Source organism: Pontibacillus sp. HN14, from assembly GCF_021129245.1.
Taxonomy (GTDB): Bacteria; Bacillota; Bacilli; order Bacillales; family BH030062; genus Pontibacillus.
The window spans coordinates 252,003-271,510 of sequence record NZ_JAJOLR010000002.1 but is presented as its reverse complement, the minus strand read 5'-3'; the positions used below and the strand labels follow the sequence as shown (position 1 = coordinate 271,510).

The following is a 19,508-nucleotide window of genomic DNA, read 5'->3' as shown; positions in this document are numbered from 1 at the left end:
TCTATATATTTAGACAATTCATCAAGATACAACAAACTTAAGTAAAGATTTTATAAAAATAAAAAACACCAGCCTCAAATTTTTGACTGGTGTTGATAAATCGTTCGATAGATCCAATAGATTATAAATAGCAAAGAAGACAAGGATACTGAGACCCCTATAGCATTAAAGTGACCTTCTGCTACGTAGGCAACCATGCCGGTTATACTGCTAATGAAAAAGATAATGGGAAGGATCCACCCCACTGTAACGGAAGTGAACATCATGATAATCACCGGCATTAAGAGAGAAGCATAAAAGATCCCCACTAAGAAAAACAGCTCAAGAAGGGTTGGCTGAAAGATCGAATACCCTATAAATGCAATGAGAATGACAAAGCCATATATAAAACGTTCACCTGATGAAGTTCCGCTCTGCTGCAATTTTAAAGATTTAATAACCTGCTTCCCTGCTCTCATGAGAATAATCCCAATTAGTACAAGCAGAATATACTTTACAGCCGGGGAGGGGATGGATTGGAATGCCCTATAGAAAACTTCCTCCACTTCCCCCATTATCCCTTGAGCAATGACGGGGTATAAAAGAGTGGAAAAGGCTATAGGTAATGTCGCCCATACAGCTCCAGCTAACAGAAAGGTTGACCTAACTTTCATTTTGCTATGACTTTCTGCTAGCTTCCAAGCCGAAGGAGAGATGATAATTCTCCCCATTAATATAGCAAAGGTAGCCGTTGTATAGACCAACAGCTCTCTTTCTTGTATGACAAACAAGTATGGATGATATAACCGCATCCCATCATAGATCGCTTGAAGCGGGCTGACTAAAAAAGGATAAACAAGTGCAAAAACCAGTAAGGCGAAGAAAGAACCTAATATATAAATGCGGTATTTACGAGCCCACTTTTTTTTGCCGATTATCAAGTAGATTAGCCATAATACGAGAAGCGATAAGCCTGTCCCCATCACCATAGGAATCTGAAATCCTGCGTACCAGAGCATGCCTCCGCCGACACCTACGATAAAAATATCTAGTGAATATAATAATTTTAAAATGTATTGAAAGTAGGTTTGAGCAGAGCCCGTCAGCTTTCTACCAAGCCAGTCTGACATTGATGTGACCTCAGGCATCCTTTTTTGAATACCTAGAAGTACTACTGAAAAGCTCATAAATACAAGAAAGCCAATTAAAGCAAACCCAAAGCCTGCCAAGACACCGTATCGTAAAGATGCTTCAGCTCCCACAAATAAAGCGAACGGAGTCAGCCAGCGCTCTAACAAATATACCGTCGTCACGCCAATACCAAGGCTGGATTTAGGTGGTGTTACACTACTCACCCGTTAATCACTCCTTTCTCGATACTCTTTAGGAGATACCCCTAGCTTCTTTTTAAACGTCGTGCTGAAATAATGGAGTCGATTAAACCCTACTTGTTCAGCAATATCTGAGATACTTTTATCTTTGTTCGCCTTGAGTAAAGTCTTAGCCATGTCTACCCGATAGTTCGTTACATACTCAGAAAAAGATTGTCCAACTTCATCACTAAATCGGCGACTTAAGTAGGATGGATTTACGTGAATTTTATTTGCCACATTAGGTAGGTTCAAAGCTTCATCGTATTCTTCATGAACAATGTGTAAAGCGCTAATTACAAGTTGTGAATACTCCATAAAGTCCACATCGTTTGCAAATCGCTTCACAACTTCACGTAATTCACTTTCGATTAGGGGTTTGGTTAGGTACTCAGCCACCCCTACTTTTATGGACTGCTTCGCATATTCAAAATCCTGATGAGCTGTAATCATGACAATCTCAATGTTTGGAAACTTTTTCTTAAGGTCTTCCGCAAGCTCAAGCCCCGACCTCCCTGGCATTTCAATATCTAGGAATGCCAGTTGAAAATTCTTTTCTTCACTAAGATGCATGGCTTGACTGCCATCCGCTGCCGGATACAAATTCCACAAGGGACACTGCGGCTCAATCATCATTTTCAATTGTTCCAACATCATCGGTTCATCATCCACAAGTAAGACATTCATGTTTTACACCCCCATCCACTGCAATTTTTAAACTCCTGAGGAATCAGTCCGCCATGTTGCAATGGCCCTAACTCCTCCACTACCAATCGGTTCAAGACGGACTTCAGCACGCTCATCAAACAAAAGGTGGAGTCTCCGCTTAATGTTATCAAGCCCGTGGCCACTTTTGGAATCCTTATTTTGTTCACTCGACTCTTTCAGTCCAACAGCGTTATCGATGACTTCTAAGGTAACGAATCCATCGTTCTCCCGGAAACGAATGATAAGAACCGCTTCCCCTGTTTTCTTTTCGAGTCCGTGCTTAAACGCATTCTCCACTAACGTTTGAAGTAAATAAGGAGGGACATGCTGATCTGTATTACGGACATCCTCCTCAACACGGAGCCGATCTCTGAACCGTGATTTCTGAATTTCTAAGTAATGTTGTGTGTAGGACAACTCGGTAGAAAATGGTATTAAATGATCCTTAATATGATATTTGAATTGAAGAAACTTCGAGAAATGCTCCATCACTTCAATCAGCTGATCGATTCGCCTTAACCTTGCAAGCCCTAAGAGTAAATTCATGGTATTGAACAAGAAATGGGGTTGAATTTGCTGATTTAACTGCATATATTCACTATATTGCAGTTCTTTTTCAAGCTGGACTTGAACGTTCTGACTCTTCAAGAAATCCAGTTCTCGTTCAAAAGCTAAGATCATAAACAACGTAATTGCCGCAGCGATCGGAGCAATAATCGAAAACACAATCATCGTTGTGAAAAAGCTAAGAGTAATCAAGCCGCTACCACCCACTTTATTGATTTGCTTTCTATACACTTTAACACTTTTACGCAGTGATGTGTTCTTATATATTTGATTTTTCAGATCTTTCATTACAAATCCAATTCTCTAGGATCGTAATACCTATAGAAAAAGCCGAAAGAATACACTTCCTAGAAGGTTTCTTCCGACTTCGCATAACTAGACTACACCACATCACACGCATACATATGCCCGTCTTCTGCTTGGCGCAACTCTGGTTCTTTGGTTTTGCAAGATTCTTGTGCTAATGGGCAACGAGTATGGAATCGGCAGCCAGAAGGTGGTGAAATGGGCGACGGTACATCGCCTTTTAGAACGACGCGCTCCTTTTGCTTCCTGCGAGTTGGTTCTGGAATTGCCGAAAGCAGTGCCTTCGTATAAGGATGCTGCGGATTCTCAAACACCGACTTCTTATCCCCTACCTCAACGATTTTCCCAAGATACATTACAATGATTCGATCCGAAATGTGACGAACCACACCCAGGTCATGCGAGATAAAGAGAAAGGTGAGGTTATACTCTCGTTGTAGCTTTTTCAACAGATTTAACACTTGTGCTTGAACGGACACATCTAAAGCCGAAACAGCTTCATCACAAACGATCAATTTTGGATTAATCGCAAGCGCCCGTGCAATTCCAATACGTTGGCGCTGCCCTCCACTGAATTCATGCGGGTAACGATTCACGACATCTGCATTTAATCCTACTTGTTCTAACAGCTCTACTGTTCGCTTTTTTCGATCCTTCTTAGGGACTGAATTTAAGATGCTCATCCCTTCTTCAACAATCCGGCCAACCGTTTGTCTTGGATTTAATGAAGCGAAAGGGTCTTGGAAAATGACCTGTAAGTCTTTTCGCACATCGCGCATTTGTCTTTTGCTTAAGCTTGCTAGGTCTTGACCATTAAACTCAATTTCTCCTGATGTAGGGTTATCTAGACGAAGGATGGCACGACCTGTTGTTGACTTCCCGCAACCAGACTCGCCTACAATACTTACCGTTTCGCCCTCATAAATTTGAAAGTCAATGCCATCGACAGCTTTGACATGATTAACTGTTCGACCTAAGACGCCCCCTTTAATATCAAAATATTGCTTTAGGTTCCGAACATCTAATAAGGGTTGCTTTGTCTCAGTTCCCGGCATGCGCCATCTCTCCTTTCTCCTCCATCGGGTTTTCGCCCTGCCATTGATCACTGTAGATCCAGCACCTGGCTTTCGATCCATCCACATCCTTTAGTTCAGGAAGCTGTTGATGGCAAATATCCTGAGCAAATGGACAACGCGGTGCAAAGGTACATCCGGTTGGTCGTTTCGTTGGACTTGGCACAGTTCCATCAATCGCTTCGAGCTCGTCCTGATCTTCATCGATACGAGGAATGGATTTTAATAACCCTTTTGTATAAGGATGTTTTGGCGATTCAAAAAGGGAATCAACGTCCGTATGCTCGACAACCTTACCCGCGTACATAACGACCACTTTATCGCACGTATCAGCTACTACTCCTAGATCGTGTGTGATAAACATGATGGCAGAATTAAACTCTCGCTGCAGATCTTTTAATAAATCAAGAATTTGCGCTTGAATCGTCACATCTAGAGCTGTTGTTGGTTCATCCGCAATTAATAGTTCTGGGTTACATGCTAACGCCATGGCAATCACCACACGTTGTCTCATTCCACCACTTAACTGGTGTGGCTCTTGCTTTGCACGCTTTTCAGGGGAAGGGATGCCCACAAGTTCTAACATTTTCACCGCCTGTTCGAATGCTTCTTTCCGTCCCTTTTTCTGGTGAATTCGAATCGCTTCAGCAATTTGTTCCCCAACTGAATAAACGGGATTTAAAGAGGTCATTGGCTCTTGGAAAATCATCGAGATTTCATTTCCGCGAATCTTTCTCATCTGACCTTCCGTTTTCGAAAGGAGATTTTCTCCTTTAAAATTGATTTCTCCTCCGACAATTTTACCTGGAGGGCTCGGAACGAGTTGCATCACGGAGAGAGACGTTATACTTTTCCCGCACCCTGATTCTCCTACAATCCCTAAGGTTTCCCCTTTATTAATAGTAAAGTCAACCCCATCAACAGCGGGCACTTCTTCGTCATCGACATAAAAGTAGGTCTTTAGATCTTTCACATCCAGGATCGTTTCTTGATTGTTACTCATGTCACCACACCTCTCTAGTTTAGATCCACGCGTTTATTTAGTAGTCGGTAGGCAATATCAACGAACATGTTCACAATAACGAAAATAATGGATACAACGAGAATCGAGCCTTGTACTACCGGTAGGTCTCTCATTCGGATCGCATCGATGATCAAGCGACCTAAACCATTAATCGCAAATACGGTTTCGGTTAAGACCGTTCCGCCAAGTAATGCCCCGAACTGAAGCCCAACAACTGTAATGACTGGAATCAACGCATTTTTCAACGCATGCTTGTACACAATGTAGGTCTCTTTAACACCTTTTGCTTTAGCTGTACGGATATAATCCTGACTTATGACCTCGAGCATACTTGAGCGCGTCATTCGAGCAACAATAGCAGCTCCTGCTGTACCTAGTGTGATGGCTGGTAACACGACGTGCATGAAACTCCCCCAACCAGATACAGGGAAGATTTGAAAATTAACGGCAAAAGCAAGAATTAACATTAACCCAAGCCAAAAGTTCGGCAGGGATACACCTAATAGAGCTACGACCATTATGGAAACGTCTGATATGGAGTACTGTTTTGTTGCTGAGATAATTCCAGCTATTAAACCAAGTACTGTTGTCACAAGAATACTCCAGAAAGCTAGTTCAACTGTAACCGGTAACCGTGTGAAGATTTCCTCCGCTACTGGGCGGCCCGAGCGAACGGACGTCCCTAGATCCCCTGTCGCAACATCCTTCACATAATCTACATATTGAATAAGCAATGGTTTGTTTAACCCTAGTTGTTCTCGTAGCTGAGCTACTTGTTCTTTCGATGCACTCTCTCCTGCAAGCAATACTGCTGGGTCACCGGGTACCATTTGCATAATTAAAAAGACGACCAATATTACACCTAAAACGACGGGAATCATCTGCATCAATCTCCGTATGATAAACACAAACATGTAGCTCACTCCTTTAAATTTATTTTTTACTACGAGGGTCTAATGCGTCGCGCAGACCATCGCCAAAGAGGTTTAGTCCTAATACAATGAGAGCAATGGCCAATCCAGGGAACGTAGCAATGTGTGGGGCAGACCATAAGAAGTTACGTCCGTCACTTAGCATTGCTCCCCACTCAGGTGAAGGAGGTTGTGCTCCCATGCCTAAGAAGGATAAACCTGCTGCTGTTAAGATCGCTGTGGCCAAACGAAGAGTTCCTTGTACAATAATCGGTGAGAATATGTTCGGTAGAATATGAACCACAATAATATGGAAGTCTGACGCCCCTAGCGCCCTGATAGCATCGACATACTCTTTCTTCTTCTCACCTAACATCGAACCCCGTACAATCCTTGCAAACGTAGGAACAGAGAATATACCAACTGCAATCATGACGTTAATCAAGCTTGGGCCCAAGGCAGATATAATGGCTAAAGCTAGTAAAATACCAGGGAAAGCTAGCAAAATATCAATAAAGCGCATAATAACGGTGTCTATCCACTTTCCATAGTAACCTGCGATTAAGCCGAGCGTAATCCCGAAGAATGCACCTATTAATACGGAAACACTTCCGACGGCTAGAGATAACTGGGAACCATAAATGAGACGACTCAATACATCTCGTCCCTTATCATCTGTTCCCATCCAATGATCCAATGATGGGCCTTGTAATTTGTTGACGAGATCAATCTTTAAAGGATCATAAGGTGCAATCCACGGCGCCAGTATGGCTACCAGAAAGTAAAAACCAATGATCCAAGCTCCTACTACTGCCATTTTGTTTTTCTTTAATTGTTTGTAAACCTGGAGCCATCGCCCCAATTTGGATGATTTTTTCTTTTGAGAACTCGTATGAGGCCCCTGCTCCTCAACCTGTACCACTGGCTGACTCATCCTGTCCCCTCCTCGTTTTTTTATGTTGTATCTAAAATTATCAGAAAATAGATAAGATTTGTTTTATTTCAAATATTTCGTAAAGAAAACAAAAACTTGAGTCAAAATAACAGAAACATAGTATTCATAATTTTCATATAATTGTTTCAAGTTATTAAGAAAAGCGTCTAGCCCGGTAGAATAGCTAGGCAAATAGATTAAACAAAAGGTGGTGAAACCAAACGTGGACAATATTCGAATTCAAGCACTTCGACAAAAGATGAAGGAAACAGGAGTCTCAGCTGTCTGGTTAACATCTCCTGAGAACCGATTCTACTTCTCTCAATTCAAAGGTTCGAGTGGTTCCCTTTTTATTACAGAGGAAGAAACGATTCTATTAACAGACTTCAGGTATGTTGACCAAGCTCATGATGAGGCTCCTTCGTTTACGATTGTGGATCACAAACGAAAAGAGGTAGAAGAAGTCGCTCGGCTCTTGAATAAGCATTCTTGTTCAAATGTAGGTATTGAGCTCGTAACCCTCCCTACTCAATCATACTTAGAGGTAACGAAACGGTTACCGGAAGTTTCGTTTCAAGGTTTCGATGACGAGTTGAATGACATACGCATGATTAAAGATGAAAGTGAAATCCACTCACTCCATAAGGCTATCGAAATTTGTGACAAAGCATTTGATCACATAACGACCTTCATTCAACCCGGGATCACGGAAAAAGAGATCGGATTAGAACTAGAGACGTTCATGAGGAAGGCAGGGGCAGAAAGCATTAAGACGAATCACGTCATTGCCTCAGGTGAACGGTCCTCCCTCCCTCACGGTCAAGCTACAGACCGCGTCATCCAAAAGGGAGACTTTGTGAAAATGGACATCGGGGCGCGTGTTAACGGGTACTACTCTGATTTCACACGTACCGTCGTGCTAGGTGAACCATCTGATAAACAGAAGGATATTTATTCCATTGTACGAGAGACTCAGGAAGCATCATTAGAAGCAATTGGCCCAGGAAGAACTTGTTCAGAGATTGATCAAATTGGACGAGGCATTATTGAATCATACGGTTATGGAGAACATTTCGGACACAGTTTAGGGCATTCTATTGGACTTGCTTTACATGAGAAACCTGTAATGAGGGCTACAGATGACACCGTGCTGCAACCAGGTATGGTCATCACCGTTGAGCCAGGTATTTACTTAAAAGGGTTCGGAGGCGTCCGAATTGAGGATTTAGTTGTGATTACAGAGAAAGGTCACAACAACCTAACCCAAGCAACGAAAGATCTAATCGTTATTCCGGTTTAACAAGTACTATTCATAAGGGAGAGATGACCCATGACAAGAAAGAAATTTAGCGCATTATTATTCGCCGGACTGCTTACAATCATGTTTGCCCTAGCAGGCTGCGCGAGCGAACCTTCTAGCTCAGCAAGTGGTGAATCATCAGATGAGGGTTCTGATGAAAAAGGCGAAAAAGGCGGAGAACTTGTTTTAGCCGTACTATCTGACGCTACAAAACTTGACCCTCACCAAGGGACAGACATCCCTTCTGCTAACGTATATCACGGTAAAATCTATGAAGGTCTAGTTAAACAAGATAAGAACATGGAAGTACAACCCGCTCTAGCAACAGAATGGGAACAACTAGATGACACAACATGGGAATTCAAGCTTCGCGAAGGAGTGAAATTCCACGACGGTACGGAATTCAAAGCAGATGCTGTAAAGAAGACGTTCGAGCGTATTTTAGATCCTGAAACGGCTTCACCTCGTAAGAAGCTGTTTGAAATGATCACAGAAATTAAAGTGGTTGATGATTACACTGTACAACTGAAAACAGAGTACCCTTTCGCACCGTTACTCTCTAATCTTGCACACTATTCAGGCGGAATCATTAGTCCAAAAGCGATTGAAGAATACGGTCAAGACCTGGGTCAAAACCCAGTCGGTACAGGACCATTCAAATTTGATAGCTGGACACCAGGTTCTGAGATCAAGTTAACGAAGAACGAAAACTACTGGGGCGATCAAGCCAAAGTAGACAGTGTAGTATTCAAGGTCATTCCTGAAGATTCTACACGTATCGCTATGGTGGAAACGGGACAAGCTCACCTTGCTAACCCAGTACCGGTTAACCAAGTAGATCGCGTTGAACAAAATCAGGAAATGGAATTAAACCGTAGTGAAGGGCTAGGTATTGATTACCTTGGCTTCAACCTTCAAAAAGAACCGTTTGATAACAAAAAAGTACGCCAAGCCATTAACCTTGCTGTAGATACAGACGCGATCCTAAGCGGTGTATATAACAACGTGGGTACTGAAGCAACAGCACCTATGGGGCCTGGAGTTTGGGGTCACAACGAAGAGCTTGAAGGATGGGGCTACGATGTAGAAAAAGCGAAGAAACTACTGAAAGAAGCTGGCTACGAAGACGGCTTCAAGACATCCATATGGACCAACGATAACAAAGCTCGTGTTGACGTAGCAGAAGTCGTTCAGTCTCAGCTCAAAGGCGTCGGCATCGACGTAGAAATCAAAGTAATGGAATGGGGCGCTTACCTAGACGCAACAGCAAAAGGCGAGCACGACATGTTCGTTCTAGGCTGGTCAAACATGACAGGGGATGCGGATTACAACCAGTACTTCCTCTTCCACTCTGAAGCAAAAGGTACACCAGGAAACCGCTCCTTCTACTCTAATGAGCGCGTGGATGAATTAATTGATAAAGGCCGTGAAGAAACAGACACAGAGAAACGTCAAGAGATCTACGACGAAGCTCAGGAAATCGAAATGGAAGACGCACCAATGATCTTCCTACGTAACGATGAGGATCTTGTAGCAGTCGGTAAAGATGTGAAAGGATTCTGGATGCATCCTGCAGGTATTTATATGCTGAATGATGTAACGGTGAAATAATTGAATCTGATATGTGTGAACATTTTTAAACCCCAGGGGATTTCCCCTGGGGTTTTAGTTGATGAGGGACGGGACATGGGGGACAGGTTCATTGTCCCGCGGGACGAGGAACCTGTCCCCCTTTCCCTCCGGAAGAAAATTGTATGTAACCTTTCTTAAGAATAAACGGTTACACCTAGCAGAGTACTAAATCTTAACTTTACCGGTTCCCGTCAGTACGTTCACGTGCTCCCCCACATTCATACCTCATTGATTTCAATCACCTGCCCCAATTTTAACAAATTGAAGACCTTCCCCATTTCCACTTCCACTATATATACTCAAATACTCACCATTTATTTTAGCTACAAGTTTACTATTATCAGGTAAAGTCATAATGATTTCATCTCCTGTTTGAGTATAGGAGCCAACAAACTGAGTAAGATCGCTATTGAATTCAACCTTTCCATTACTTTTAAAAACATACACTCCATTCTTCCCTTCACCTCTGCTCCATTCACCTATAATCAAGTCATTCTTAGTTTCCATCACTTTTTTCTGGCGAAATACATTGTTATCCCATACATAAACTTGAGATAACTCATCGTTTTCACGGATGACTAATTCATTTTCCGCAAAGCTAGTAGTCCCCTGATGAAAGGAACTATCGTATAAGTCCAATAACATTTCTATATTCCTTTTATCCTTACTACCAATAACAAAAAAGCTTAAGTATCCACCACTACCAGTATTCTTTCCAATTACAAGCTGTTCACGTTTGTCACCCATAACTTTTCCGCTTGATAATAAAGATGGCTTAGCTTCCATTTCAGTAAATATTTCTTCCAATGATACTCTCCACTCATTTACTTCGGGTTGATATTGATAAATAGAGACCTGCACCTGGGCCTCTTCAAGAAAAGGGACTTTTTCTGTTCTAATTTCTAGAATCTCCGGTATGGCTTTACCGGTAATGTAAAACTGCGCAACTTCAATCTCAAATTCGTTAGCCCGAAAGGTTTTAAGTTTTTTCATTTGTTGATCCACTATATCCTTTGCTTCAATTGAGCCGCTTTGCTGATTACTGAAGTCTAATTTCCCAAATTGGTAATTTAATTCTTTGATTTCATGTTCATAATTTTCACCATTGGGAGGGTGCCCACCAAAGAAACTGTTAGCGATTGAAGCGAACTGCCCACCGATTGTTCCTAATCTGTCTTTACGTTTGCCATCGTCGAAATCTCTGTATTGGGTATAGAGCACTTCCCCAACAAATATGTTAGTAAGCAAATACTCTCTGTCTTTAAGATGGTCGTCGAACCTACCGCTGATATATTCATCTATTATATACTCTTCGTATTGTTGGAGTTCTTCTTCTGCGGGATCATACTCCCATGCTAACACTGTGATATAGTCCTCAGGAGGTTCTATATCATCATCTGAAAATGTTAAAGCCTTTTGAACTTCTTTATACAACTTCACATTGGAGGCAAGTACAGGGTTAGTCGTTGAGGGGGTATCATCACTTAATTCTTTAGCTTTAATACTTTCTGTTTTATTTTGTGTTCCTGCCTTTTCACTTTCAGGATTCATATTATTACAACCTACTAAGACTAGAAAAAGGACCCCTAGCAATAAATTTAAAACTCTCATTTGTTTCCTCCCAATTAAGTTAGTTAATCAATGAAATATGTACCTTCTAAAATAACCCCTCCTTCTTATAGTATAAGTAAACCTTTTCTCAATATAGTTATTTCGCTGTAGCCAGTTCTATTCCCTCTTTTTGGAAGTGGTTCTTTTTTAAGCAACCCACAATTTATTCCGGGACATTCGATTCATTAAGATGACTAAAAATCATGACATTACACCCTGAAAACCGACAGACTTTTGAACTATTTAAATTTTATAATTTACCTATTATTTCAATAAAAGAGGGGAATTACAGAGTATTTTTTTGGTACCAATCAGTGGATTAGACGTGAAGAATATAACTTATAAAATGCGTGGAGAGTAGCACCAGAACCGGTCCCGTGCTTTTAACAGTGAATCTTGATATGGAGTTGAATTGAAGTTTCAAATGGAAAAGATAACTTTATTTTACATAATATTCTTGTTATTTCGAGGGGTTTGTGTGTACTATATAAAGAACAAAAGCATACATTTTAACACCTAGAATATATTTATATAATTTATTATGAATAAAGGAGAGTGAAGTATGGAGTTTTTTGCTTATCGTGGTATTCGGCAAATTGTGTTTAGTACGTTGGCTCTTATTTCTTTGGGGTATCTCTTAGAATCCCCATCCTTATTTAGTTTTTTATCGCTTCTGGTCTGTGGGTATCTAGGTGTTGGTCGAGACATTATCCAACACAAAGATGTTAAAAAGAAAGTGCACGAACTACTAAAGGAAGAAGAATCTTTGCATTTGTTAAACGTGGCTTACCATGCCAAATTCGGGAAAGGTTTTACATCTCTTACTGACAGGCAACTATTGTTTACGGATAAAAAAGGTGAGTTGCTAGATAAAATTTCACTGTCGGCGGTTACCGACTATGGTTACGAGCAACAAGGGACTGGTAATTATGTCACCACACATGAGGAGTACGAGAATTTTGAAGTTTCCAAAACCACAGAAAGAAAACGAATAATATTCTTTATTGAGTATCATTCGGAAGATAATACTGATGATAGGTACAGAACGGAGTTTATTTTTGATGGTCGTCATAAAAAATACTATAAGAAAATCGAACAACTCACCACCACTGGAGTTGTTGCAGAAGAAAAAGAAGATGAACTTCAAGAGATATTGGATACGCATAAACATACGGTTTCGTTAAATGACTACATTGAAAACAATAGAGATTCTGTAGTTTCAACAGAAAACATTGAATTAGATAACATCTGCCCGGAGCTAACGGGAAATAGCATATCTCATATGGAAGGTCTTTATAAAATTGCAGAGAATAACCATCCCAAGATTAACGCATTAATTGATAAAGAGAAAAAGTTTTTTCTTGAGCTCTTAAGTATGTGTTACAAGATTGGAAATCGAATAGGGATTATTTCCTTACAACAAAAAAATGCGGATTTTAATTTGGTTGAGAGGATTGAAATTCCAGAAATTATCTCTAGGTTATACCGTTTAGAGGAAGTTCCAGATCTTCCGGTTACTAAAAAGCTGGTGTATTTGAAATACAAGGATTTACGAGAATTTGGAGACTTTTCTTTACCTGAAAATGTTTCCATTGAGATTATGGAAAACTATATAAAAGGTGGCTATGCTAGTACTGTGGTCAATTATTCTTATTGGCTAGAAGAAGCTAAAAAGCTGAAAAACAATAATGCTCCCCTTCCGAAAAACGAATTAGCATAATTGGAAATTAACATAGCAGTTAAGCAAAGAAAGGCTTAGAAGATCGAATCTTCTAAGCCCTTCTTGCATGCAGAAAAATCACTCACCTTTTACCATTATGAGCGCTCGAAAACCTACACCATTACTTACAAAGATGGGGCTTATACAATTAAAGAAATTAACATCTTCGACACCCTCAAATCAAAATTAAACTAAAAAGAAGCATGAGGCCCACCCCATGCTTCTCACCAAAATCCCCTAATTAGAAATTTCCTTATCAACTTCCACATAACTTGACGAAGAAGGAAGCCACAGTTCATCAGGAGCACGATTTTTCTCAAAGAACTCTATTAAATCACTTACAGTATCCCCCGGAATCTCATGTCCAGTATCATAATACAATCCGAATGCTCCGTTTGCTCCGGACTCGAAGTATAATTCTTTGTTGTTTTCCCATCTTGTTGGATACATTTCTTCACCCATCAGCTCCTTGATTAAACGTTTCTCCTCAGGTCCAAAAGTGTCTCCGTATTGATACGTATCGTTTCTGTCGTCTTCACCCTGATACATAAAGTTTGCTACACGATTGTAAGCCTCAAGGTCAAATGGTTTACCAATGAGTTGCTCCAGGTCTCCAACACCAATTGGGTAAATCAGCTCTTCTCCTTTGTATTCCTCCATAGGAATAATAGCCGTACTATTTACCCCACCAGAAGCCACAGCTTTTACTCTATCAGGGTGTAAAGCAGCCCAGCGGTTTGTGAAATTCCCTTCTGCCGAATAGCCGGAAAGGAACACTTTATCACTAGCAATCTCCTCGCCACGTTCATTTAGATAATTTATAGCATGATCAATCATCGCTTCTAATTGCAAATCCACGCGAGCTAAATTGTTGAAATCCTTAATCTCTAAACCTTCCGACTCAATTCGATCTATGAATCGTTCATCCGTTCTCATATTAGGTAGCATATTTTTCACATTCATTGTGTACCTGTCCAAAGCATGGGTATAGAAATAACCATGATCATACCCTACACGATATCGAGGGAAGGCTGGTGTAAGAGTTGGAACCCATAATCTTTCAGGGATGACCCTAGACAAGGAATAGCCACGTATTTGTTCCTTTGTTCTTTTCAATGTGTCTACATATTCGTTCGATGAACCAGTATTGTTCGGAACCACCATTAATCGTCTCGTTTTTCCCTCATTCTCTTCTTTATACCTTTCAGAAGGTAAACGAAGGAAATAAGGATAATTGAACCCTTCTTCCGGATCAGCCGGAATCATTATGACCCCTCCATCTGTGTCCTGAGGAAGAGAAGGGAGACCATCTGTAGTGAAGTTTATATAATGTCTAGCACCGGATTTCATATAAACCTTAAGCACGTAAGAAGCATTAAGTTCTAACGGAAGTAATCCATCCGATGTATCAATACTTAATCGTTCTCCATCAACCTTTAATGTACGAGTAAGATTATCACCGTCTTTCGCAATACCCATCAAATCAATATCTTCTTCCATGATAGAGTAATCATCCAATAATACTGATGGCTCAAAAGCATCGAGAGGACCTGTTACTTCATGAGTGTAGGTTTCCGCGTTACCAGTATTGGAAGTATTGTTTTCTTGTTCGATGGTGAAATCAAGGAAAACCTCATCCTTTAAACGTACTCCATCCGTAGACTCGATTTTACTAGATACATATAAAACGTAAGTCTCACCAGGAGTGTAGCCATTAGAAGGAGGGCGAATTTCTAATTCATCCGGTGCTTTCATATGTAATTCAACTTCTACTCTATCCCCGTTGAGTTTTTCTACCTTTACCGTTTCATCATTTATCGTACGTTCATCCACGTCAGTACTAAAGGTAACATTCCACTTTTTACTTCCCATTACTTCAGCGCTCACATTAGAAGGTATAGTAAAAATTAATACCAACATGATTCCTAAAAACCAGATCAGTTTCTTCATTAAAAAAATCTCCCTTCTTATTGGAATATACCGCTAAAATTAAGTAAGGTATGTGATATTCCACCTCTATCAAGGTGCTTTACGATATCCCAAACCCTCTTTGACCTTCAAACCTCGCTTATCCTTTTTCCAAATTTTGAACCTATCAATCTACCTACATGAAGAAAAACCCTAGTGTGTCGGCCTAGGGTTTCTATCTTCCTCTCTTTTCCCATATCACTGTTAGGTGAATATTCGGGGCAATTCTACTAAGAACTGCTATTGATATCCAAAGTAAACATATTTAATTTTAAGGTGTACATATATCATATTTCTATTACAAATAATTACTTATTACCCTTTAATAGATAACCCTTAGTTATTTTGTTGTATGAGAGGAGACCGGCGCAATTTGTCTTGAGTCCCGACACAACCCACCTCACTACAACGATATTACAAAAACCAGCTTATGAAATCTTTTATTACCGTGACGGTAGCCAAGACGTCAATTAGTGGCATCACTTTTTTGTAACTAATGCCTAAAGAAACAATAATAGCTGAAGTATTTTTCATTTTGGAAATCCAATTAGGGTTATCTTTTTTCATAAGTAATTCCTCCAGTGTAATAAGTATTTACACCGGCCACAGACAACCTTATTTTACCATTATTTTAAATAAATAACTACTGTGTTTATACTTTCTGTAATAATAGGTTGCACTGAAGAGAAAAGACGGGTATCTATTTTGGCTCAAAAGGAAAATTAGTTTTCAAAATAATGGGGAAATGATCGTCCAGAGTTTTACATTCCGATAAAAAAACGTGACCCGATAAGGTTTGCACTTTCATTCCTACTAGTTATTTAACAAACTTCCACTGGTAATATTATTTTCCACTTCATTAACTACGGTAGGAAATAGAGCTGTAATAGGTTGAGTTCTACCTTCACCTTTATTAGCATTATCAATACTTGCAACCTCGTTTAGCTCCTCTATATTGAAAGCATATTGCACTTGAACACTACCTTGCTCACCTATAAATGTAACTAAAATAACAGGATTAGGGTGAAACACTTCCGCATTTATCCAATGCCAGTGAAATTTTTGAACTTCTACAAATTCAAGTTCACTAGGTGAATTAATATCGTCGTAAACAGGTTTATTACTCCTGCTGATTTGTGTATACCCCTCAAAGTAATTGGATTGGTGATACGTAAGATTCTCATTCTTCTCTCCCTTATAAAATTCAACTTTAATTTCCATCTCCGTAAATTTAAAAGGTAAACCAACTGCTAATTTATAGCTTTTGGAGGTGGTACAAGTTTTCAGGTATACTTTAGATAAAATTGCAGCAATATACACACTAAAAACTTCCGCAGAATCTTTCTCTTTATTAAAAGTTAATTTTCCGCTTAAAAATTCAGATGGTTTTGGCAGTTTACTTACTACCCTATAATCACTCAGATTGCTAAGCAAGCGTGCAAACCCAAGTATAATAAGAGTTGCTACTAATATAGGTAATCCAATTAAAAATAATTTATAAAGTTGAAACTTGCTCTCATAAAGGTAACTAACCCCGAGAACTAACCAAACAAACACTGTAAAATATAGCGTGAACCCAGTAACTCTTAATATTGTATTAGTAAAGTCCGTACCCTGTTTATCAAAAATTTGTTCGTAGATTCTAAATTTATCTCTAAATTCTTTGTATATTTCTCCACTATCGTATGTGTTATATTTTGTGGGTATATCCATGATCCCCCACATTACCTCTCTTAGCTTTTGAATCATATGTTGGCTGTTTAAAGACACAAAAATGGATATTAATCCAACCAAGGCTAACAATCCACCTGTTAAACCAAATACTACTGTTAACATATCCTGCGAATAATTTACTTTTTCGTCAGCTAACATTTTATAAATTGCAGTTATTTTTTGATCAATTTCCTTCATTATCCCACTCACCAATTTTCAATAGAAACTTTTGTTAATCAAAAACATCTAAAAACTACCCCATCAATGTAACCGCAGTACGATCAATTTGAACTAAATCCCAAGTAGTAATAATCCCAAGAGGCTTCTCATTCCTGGATCCTGTTTCTGTAATTAGAATAGCCTCTAGCTTTTCATTCCGATCAAAATATTCTCCGAAAAGATCTTCTACATCATAAATAGTCTTATCCTTTGCTATGAATGCAACATTGTGATGGTCTTCTACATACAAGACTTCATTTACAGTCACTTCTCCTACTGGAACATATTCATCTGTCATATGTTCTGTAAACCATCGAAGTAGACCACCTTCGGTTAATAAACCTTTAAATTCTCGGCCAACATAAACAGGGACTTGTGAGAACCCATATCTTTTAATAGCTCTTAGCACATCTTTGACCTGAGATTCTTCTTCAAAATACAATACATTCTTAGAAGCAATCGCTGTTGCATATGGAGGTTGATGTAAAGCTCTATTAATATTCTCTAGCTTGGTAATTACATCTAAATGAGGCTCAGCTATATAAAATCCTTCTCTCACCTTCTCATGGACTAATGCATTGCGTAACTTGGCATATTGCTTTAGTTCTTGGAAGTGATAGCGAATAGTGGTGTGTCGTTCTCTTATTTTATGCAACAAATTCATAAAGTTATGATTTGGCTCATTATGGCTAAGTTCTTTTAACTTAGTATGTATCTGGTTGAATGCCACTTCAAAGCGCTCAACATTTTTCCTTTTTTCAATATTTACTTCGTTCATACTGTTCTCCTCTCATGTATTTGGACTCACATGCTTAAGAGGCTACTTTAAGAGTGCTTCATCCTTTGTAAGGCCTCTTTTAAATTATGATAGGCCGAAGCAAGACCTGCCCGGTCATCGAGTAATAGATTATAATATAGTTTCTTACCTCTAAATGGTAGAAACTCAGCCGCTTCATTAACGCTATCATAGGGGATATTCTGTTCTGTAAGATAATCTTTTACAAAAGACAACTGCTCATCTTCCCTAGCTGAATAAACAATTAAGTGAGCTCCAAACTCTTTACAATCCCTGAGCAGTTCAATAAGCATTTCATACGTATGACCTTCGTTATGATAATCAAAAACTGTGTTATCGAAATCATATGCGATCACTAGTTTTCCGTGCTTTTTCCATTCATAGACTAGCCTCTTAACTACATTTTCTTCGTTTAAGAAGTAATCCATAGATGCCCCCCTCCGCTCTTCCGTTAGCACACGTGGTCTTGCAAGTGAAATATACACTCTTTAAAATAACACCCTCCATCTTATATAGTAAGTAAGCCCTTTCTCAATATAGTTATTTCGTCGCAATTAACTATATCCCCTCTTTTTGGAAGGTGTTCTTTTTAAGTGATCATTATCACCTATAGAACATTAGACTCAACAATCCAACAAGGACCAAAATTAAAAAAGGAAGCACAGGAACTGTTCCTGCGCTTCCTCCCAAAAGACGCCAAAAGACGTTTTTTGTTATCTATATTTCTTCTCTCTGCTTCTTCATTGTATTTCTTATGACGATGTCTTGAGATTCTTTTGATGTTACAATATCTGAGACACCACTTCTCTGTTTTTTCTCATAACTAGTTCATGCAGATGGAAAAATTTTGAAGATTTCACATATGATTTCAAGCAACCTCTAATGTTGAAAAGATACTCGCCTTTTCATCACTGGTTCTTCAGCAATATTTTTTTAGCTTTAATAAGGCTTATATACCAATTGAGCTTTTTAGAGTTTTGTAATACTTCCCCAACATTGTATATTACGGGAACTATAACTCCACTAGATATAGATATACTACTCCCTACTTGAATCAGCTCTAAATTAAACCTTTCTGTGAATCTTTTATACAACTTCTCATTTAAAGCCGCAAAATACCATTTAACATTATATTCTCTAGCGTGATCAGCTACTATCAGCAATAGATCTTCGGAAATACCTCTCCCTCGATATCCTTTTTTTACTGTAAACTTCCCAATTTCAAATACTCCTTCTTTTTCACAAGGTACTAATTCGTTGTTTACAAAGTCAAAGTACCCTTCCACAAGAGAGTGTTTCTCAGGATTTCTAGGCAGAAATTCTATCGTGCCCACTATTTCTTTTCTGTGAGTTATTATGTATCGTGTTGCATCATCTTGTTTGTCTAAATATTTAGCCCCGCCTTCTTCACACGTCTGTCGCCATAACTCATTAAACTGGCTATTATATTCAACATTAGTTACCTTTCTATACACCTTATTCCCTCCCATTCCACATAATTAAAATTATATAATTCCTCTTACCTTTTTATGTTAGATTTATCCATCTTTCACAGGAAATATTGTACCAACTTCTACGATAAAATTAATGCTTTTTGTTCTAATTTATCAAAAATGACATACAGATAAATTGGTATAGGCACACCCTAATAGTCGTGGTAAAATTATACTGCAAAGG

At 39.2% G+C, this 19,508-nt stretch carries 17 protein-coding genes; 3 read left to right on the top strand and 14 right to left on the bottom strand.

The window, feature by feature from the left end; genetic code table 11:
- Positions 1-74 precede the first annotated feature (74 nt).
- From LQ226_RS10505 to nikC, 7 genes are all read right to left on the bottom strand, one after another.
- Positions 75-1,334, bottom strand: coding sequence for a hypothetical protein (locus tag LQ226_RS10505; RefSeq protein ID WP_231417851.1), 1,260 nt, complete (start codon positions 1,332-1,334; stop codon positions 75-77).
- 3 nt (positions 1,335-1,337) lie between these two features.
- The gene (locus LQ226_RS10500) at positions 1,338-2,036 is read right to left on the bottom strand and encodes a response regulator transcription factor (protein WP_231417850.1); all 699 of its coding nucleotides are present in this window, start codon (positions 2,034-2,036) and stop codon (positions 1,338-1,340) included.
- A gap of 27 nt (positions 2,037-2,063) precedes the next feature.
- Positions 2,064-2,912: a sensor histidine kinase gene (locus LQ226_RS10495; RefSeq protein ID WP_231417849.1), complete on the bottom strand. Its 849-nt coding sequence runs from the start codon at positions 2,910-2,912 to the stop codon at positions 2,064-2,066.
- Positions 2,913-3,004: 92 nt separating this feature from the next.
- Positions 3,005-3,985 (bottom strand): ABC transporter ATP-binding protein, encoded by a 981-nt coding sequence (locus LQ226_RS10490; RefSeq protein ID WP_231417848.1) that lies wholly within the window; start codon positions 3,983-3,985, stop codon positions 3,005-3,007.
- The gene (locus LQ226_RS10485; RefSeq protein WP_231417847.1) at positions 3,972-5,006 is read right to left on the bottom strand and encodes an ABC transporter ATP-binding protein; all 1,035 of its coding nucleotides are present in this window, start codon (positions 5,004-5,006) and stop codon (positions 3,972-3,974) included. Before LQ226_RS10485 ends, LQ226_RS10490 begins: the two co-directional genes overlap by 14 nt.
- Positions 5,007-5,020: 14 nt before the next feature.
- Positions 5,021-5,941, bottom strand: a complete 921-nt coding sequence (gene nikB / locus LQ226_RS10480) for a nickel ABC transporter permease (RefSeq protein WP_231417846.1) — start codon at positions 5,939-5,941, stop codon at positions 5,021-5,023.
- Between the two features lie 19 nt (positions 5,942-5,960).
- Positions 5,961-6,872 carry a nickel transporter permease gene (gene nikC / locus LQ226_RS10475; RefSeq protein ID WP_231417845.1) on the bottom strand — a complete coding sequence of 304 codons (912 nt, stop codon included), beginning with the start codon at positions 6,870-6,872 and terminating at the stop codon, positions 5,961-5,963.
- 223 nt (positions 6,873-7,095) lie between these two features.
- Between nikC and LQ226_RS21145 the strand changes: the two genes are divergently transcribed.
- Together LQ226_RS21145 and LQ226_RS10465 are read left to right on the top strand one after the other, a co-directional pair.
- Positions 7,096-8,172: a M24 family metallopeptidase gene (locus LQ226_RS21145; RefSeq protein WP_231417844.1), complete on the top strand. Its 1,077-nt coding sequence runs from the start codon at positions 7,096-7,098 to the stop codon at positions 8,170-8,172.
- Between the two features lie 30 nt (positions 8,173-8,202).
- On the top strand, positions 8,203-9,783 hold the full coding sequence (locus LQ226_RS10465) for a glutathione ABC transporter substrate-binding protein (protein WP_231417843.1): 1,581 nt from the start codon (positions 8,203-8,205) through the stop codon (positions 9,781-9,783).
- 255 nt (positions 9,784-10,038) lie between these two features.
- On the opposite strand, the gene LQ226_RS10460 is transcribed toward LQ226_RS10465, so the two are convergent.
- Positions 10,039-11,415, bottom strand: a complete 1,377-nt coding sequence (locus tag LQ226_RS10460; RefSeq protein ID WP_231417842.1) for a hypothetical protein — start codon at positions 11,413-11,415, stop codon at positions 10,039-10,041.
- Positions 11,416-11,977: 562 nt separating this feature from the next.
- On the opposite strand from LQ226_RS10460, the gene LQ226_RS10455 reads away from it, so the two are divergent.
- Positions 11,978-13,135 (top strand): hypothetical protein, encoded by a 1,158-nt coding sequence (locus LQ226_RS10455; protein ID WP_231417841.1) that lies wholly within the window; start codon positions 11,978-11,980, stop codon positions 13,133-13,135.
- Positions 13,136-13,372: 237 nt separating this feature from the next.
- Here the strand turns inward: LQ226_RS10455 and LQ226_RS10450 are convergent, their stop codons facing one another.
- The 6 genes from LQ226_RS10450 to LQ226_RS10425 all read right to left on the bottom strand — a co-directional run bounded on the left by LQ226_RS10450 (position 13,373) and on the right by LQ226_RS10425 (position 19,306).
- Positions 13,373-15,085 (bottom strand): alpha/beta hydrolase family protein, encoded by a 1,713-nt coding sequence (locus LQ226_RS10450; protein ID WP_231417840.1) that lies wholly within the window; start codon positions 15,083-15,085, stop codon positions 13,373-13,375.
- A 432-nt stretch (positions 15,086-15,517) separates the two neighbouring features.
- A complete protein-coding gene (locus LQ226_RS10445; RefSeq protein WP_231417839.1) occupies positions 15,518-15,670 on the bottom strand; it encodes a hypothetical protein in 153 nt (50 codons plus the stop codon).
- Positions 15,671-15,916: 246 nt separating this feature from the next.
- Entirely contained in the window at positions 15,917-17,014 is a 1,098-nt protein-coding gene (locus LQ226_RS10440; RefSeq protein WP_231417838.1) for a hypothetical protein, read from the bottom strand.
- Between the two features lie 55 nt (positions 17,015-17,069).
- Positions 17,070-17,813, bottom strand: coding sequence for a CBS domain-containing protein (locus LQ226_RS10435; protein WP_231417837.1), 744 nt, complete (start codon positions 17,811-17,813; stop codon positions 17,070-17,072).
- Between the two features lie 47 nt (positions 17,814-17,860).
- Entirely contained in the window at positions 17,861-18,259 is a 399-nt protein-coding gene (locus tag LQ226_RS10430) for a hypothetical protein (protein ID WP_231417836.1), read from the bottom strand.
- 480 nt (positions 18,260-18,739) lie between these two features.
- Complete coding sequence (locus LQ226_RS10425) at positions 18,740-19,306, bottom strand: GNAT family N-acetyltransferase (protein WP_231417835.1); 567 nt, start codon at positions 19,304-19,306, stop codon at positions 18,740-18,742.
- Between the last annotated feature and the right edge of the window lie 202 nt (positions 19,307-19,508).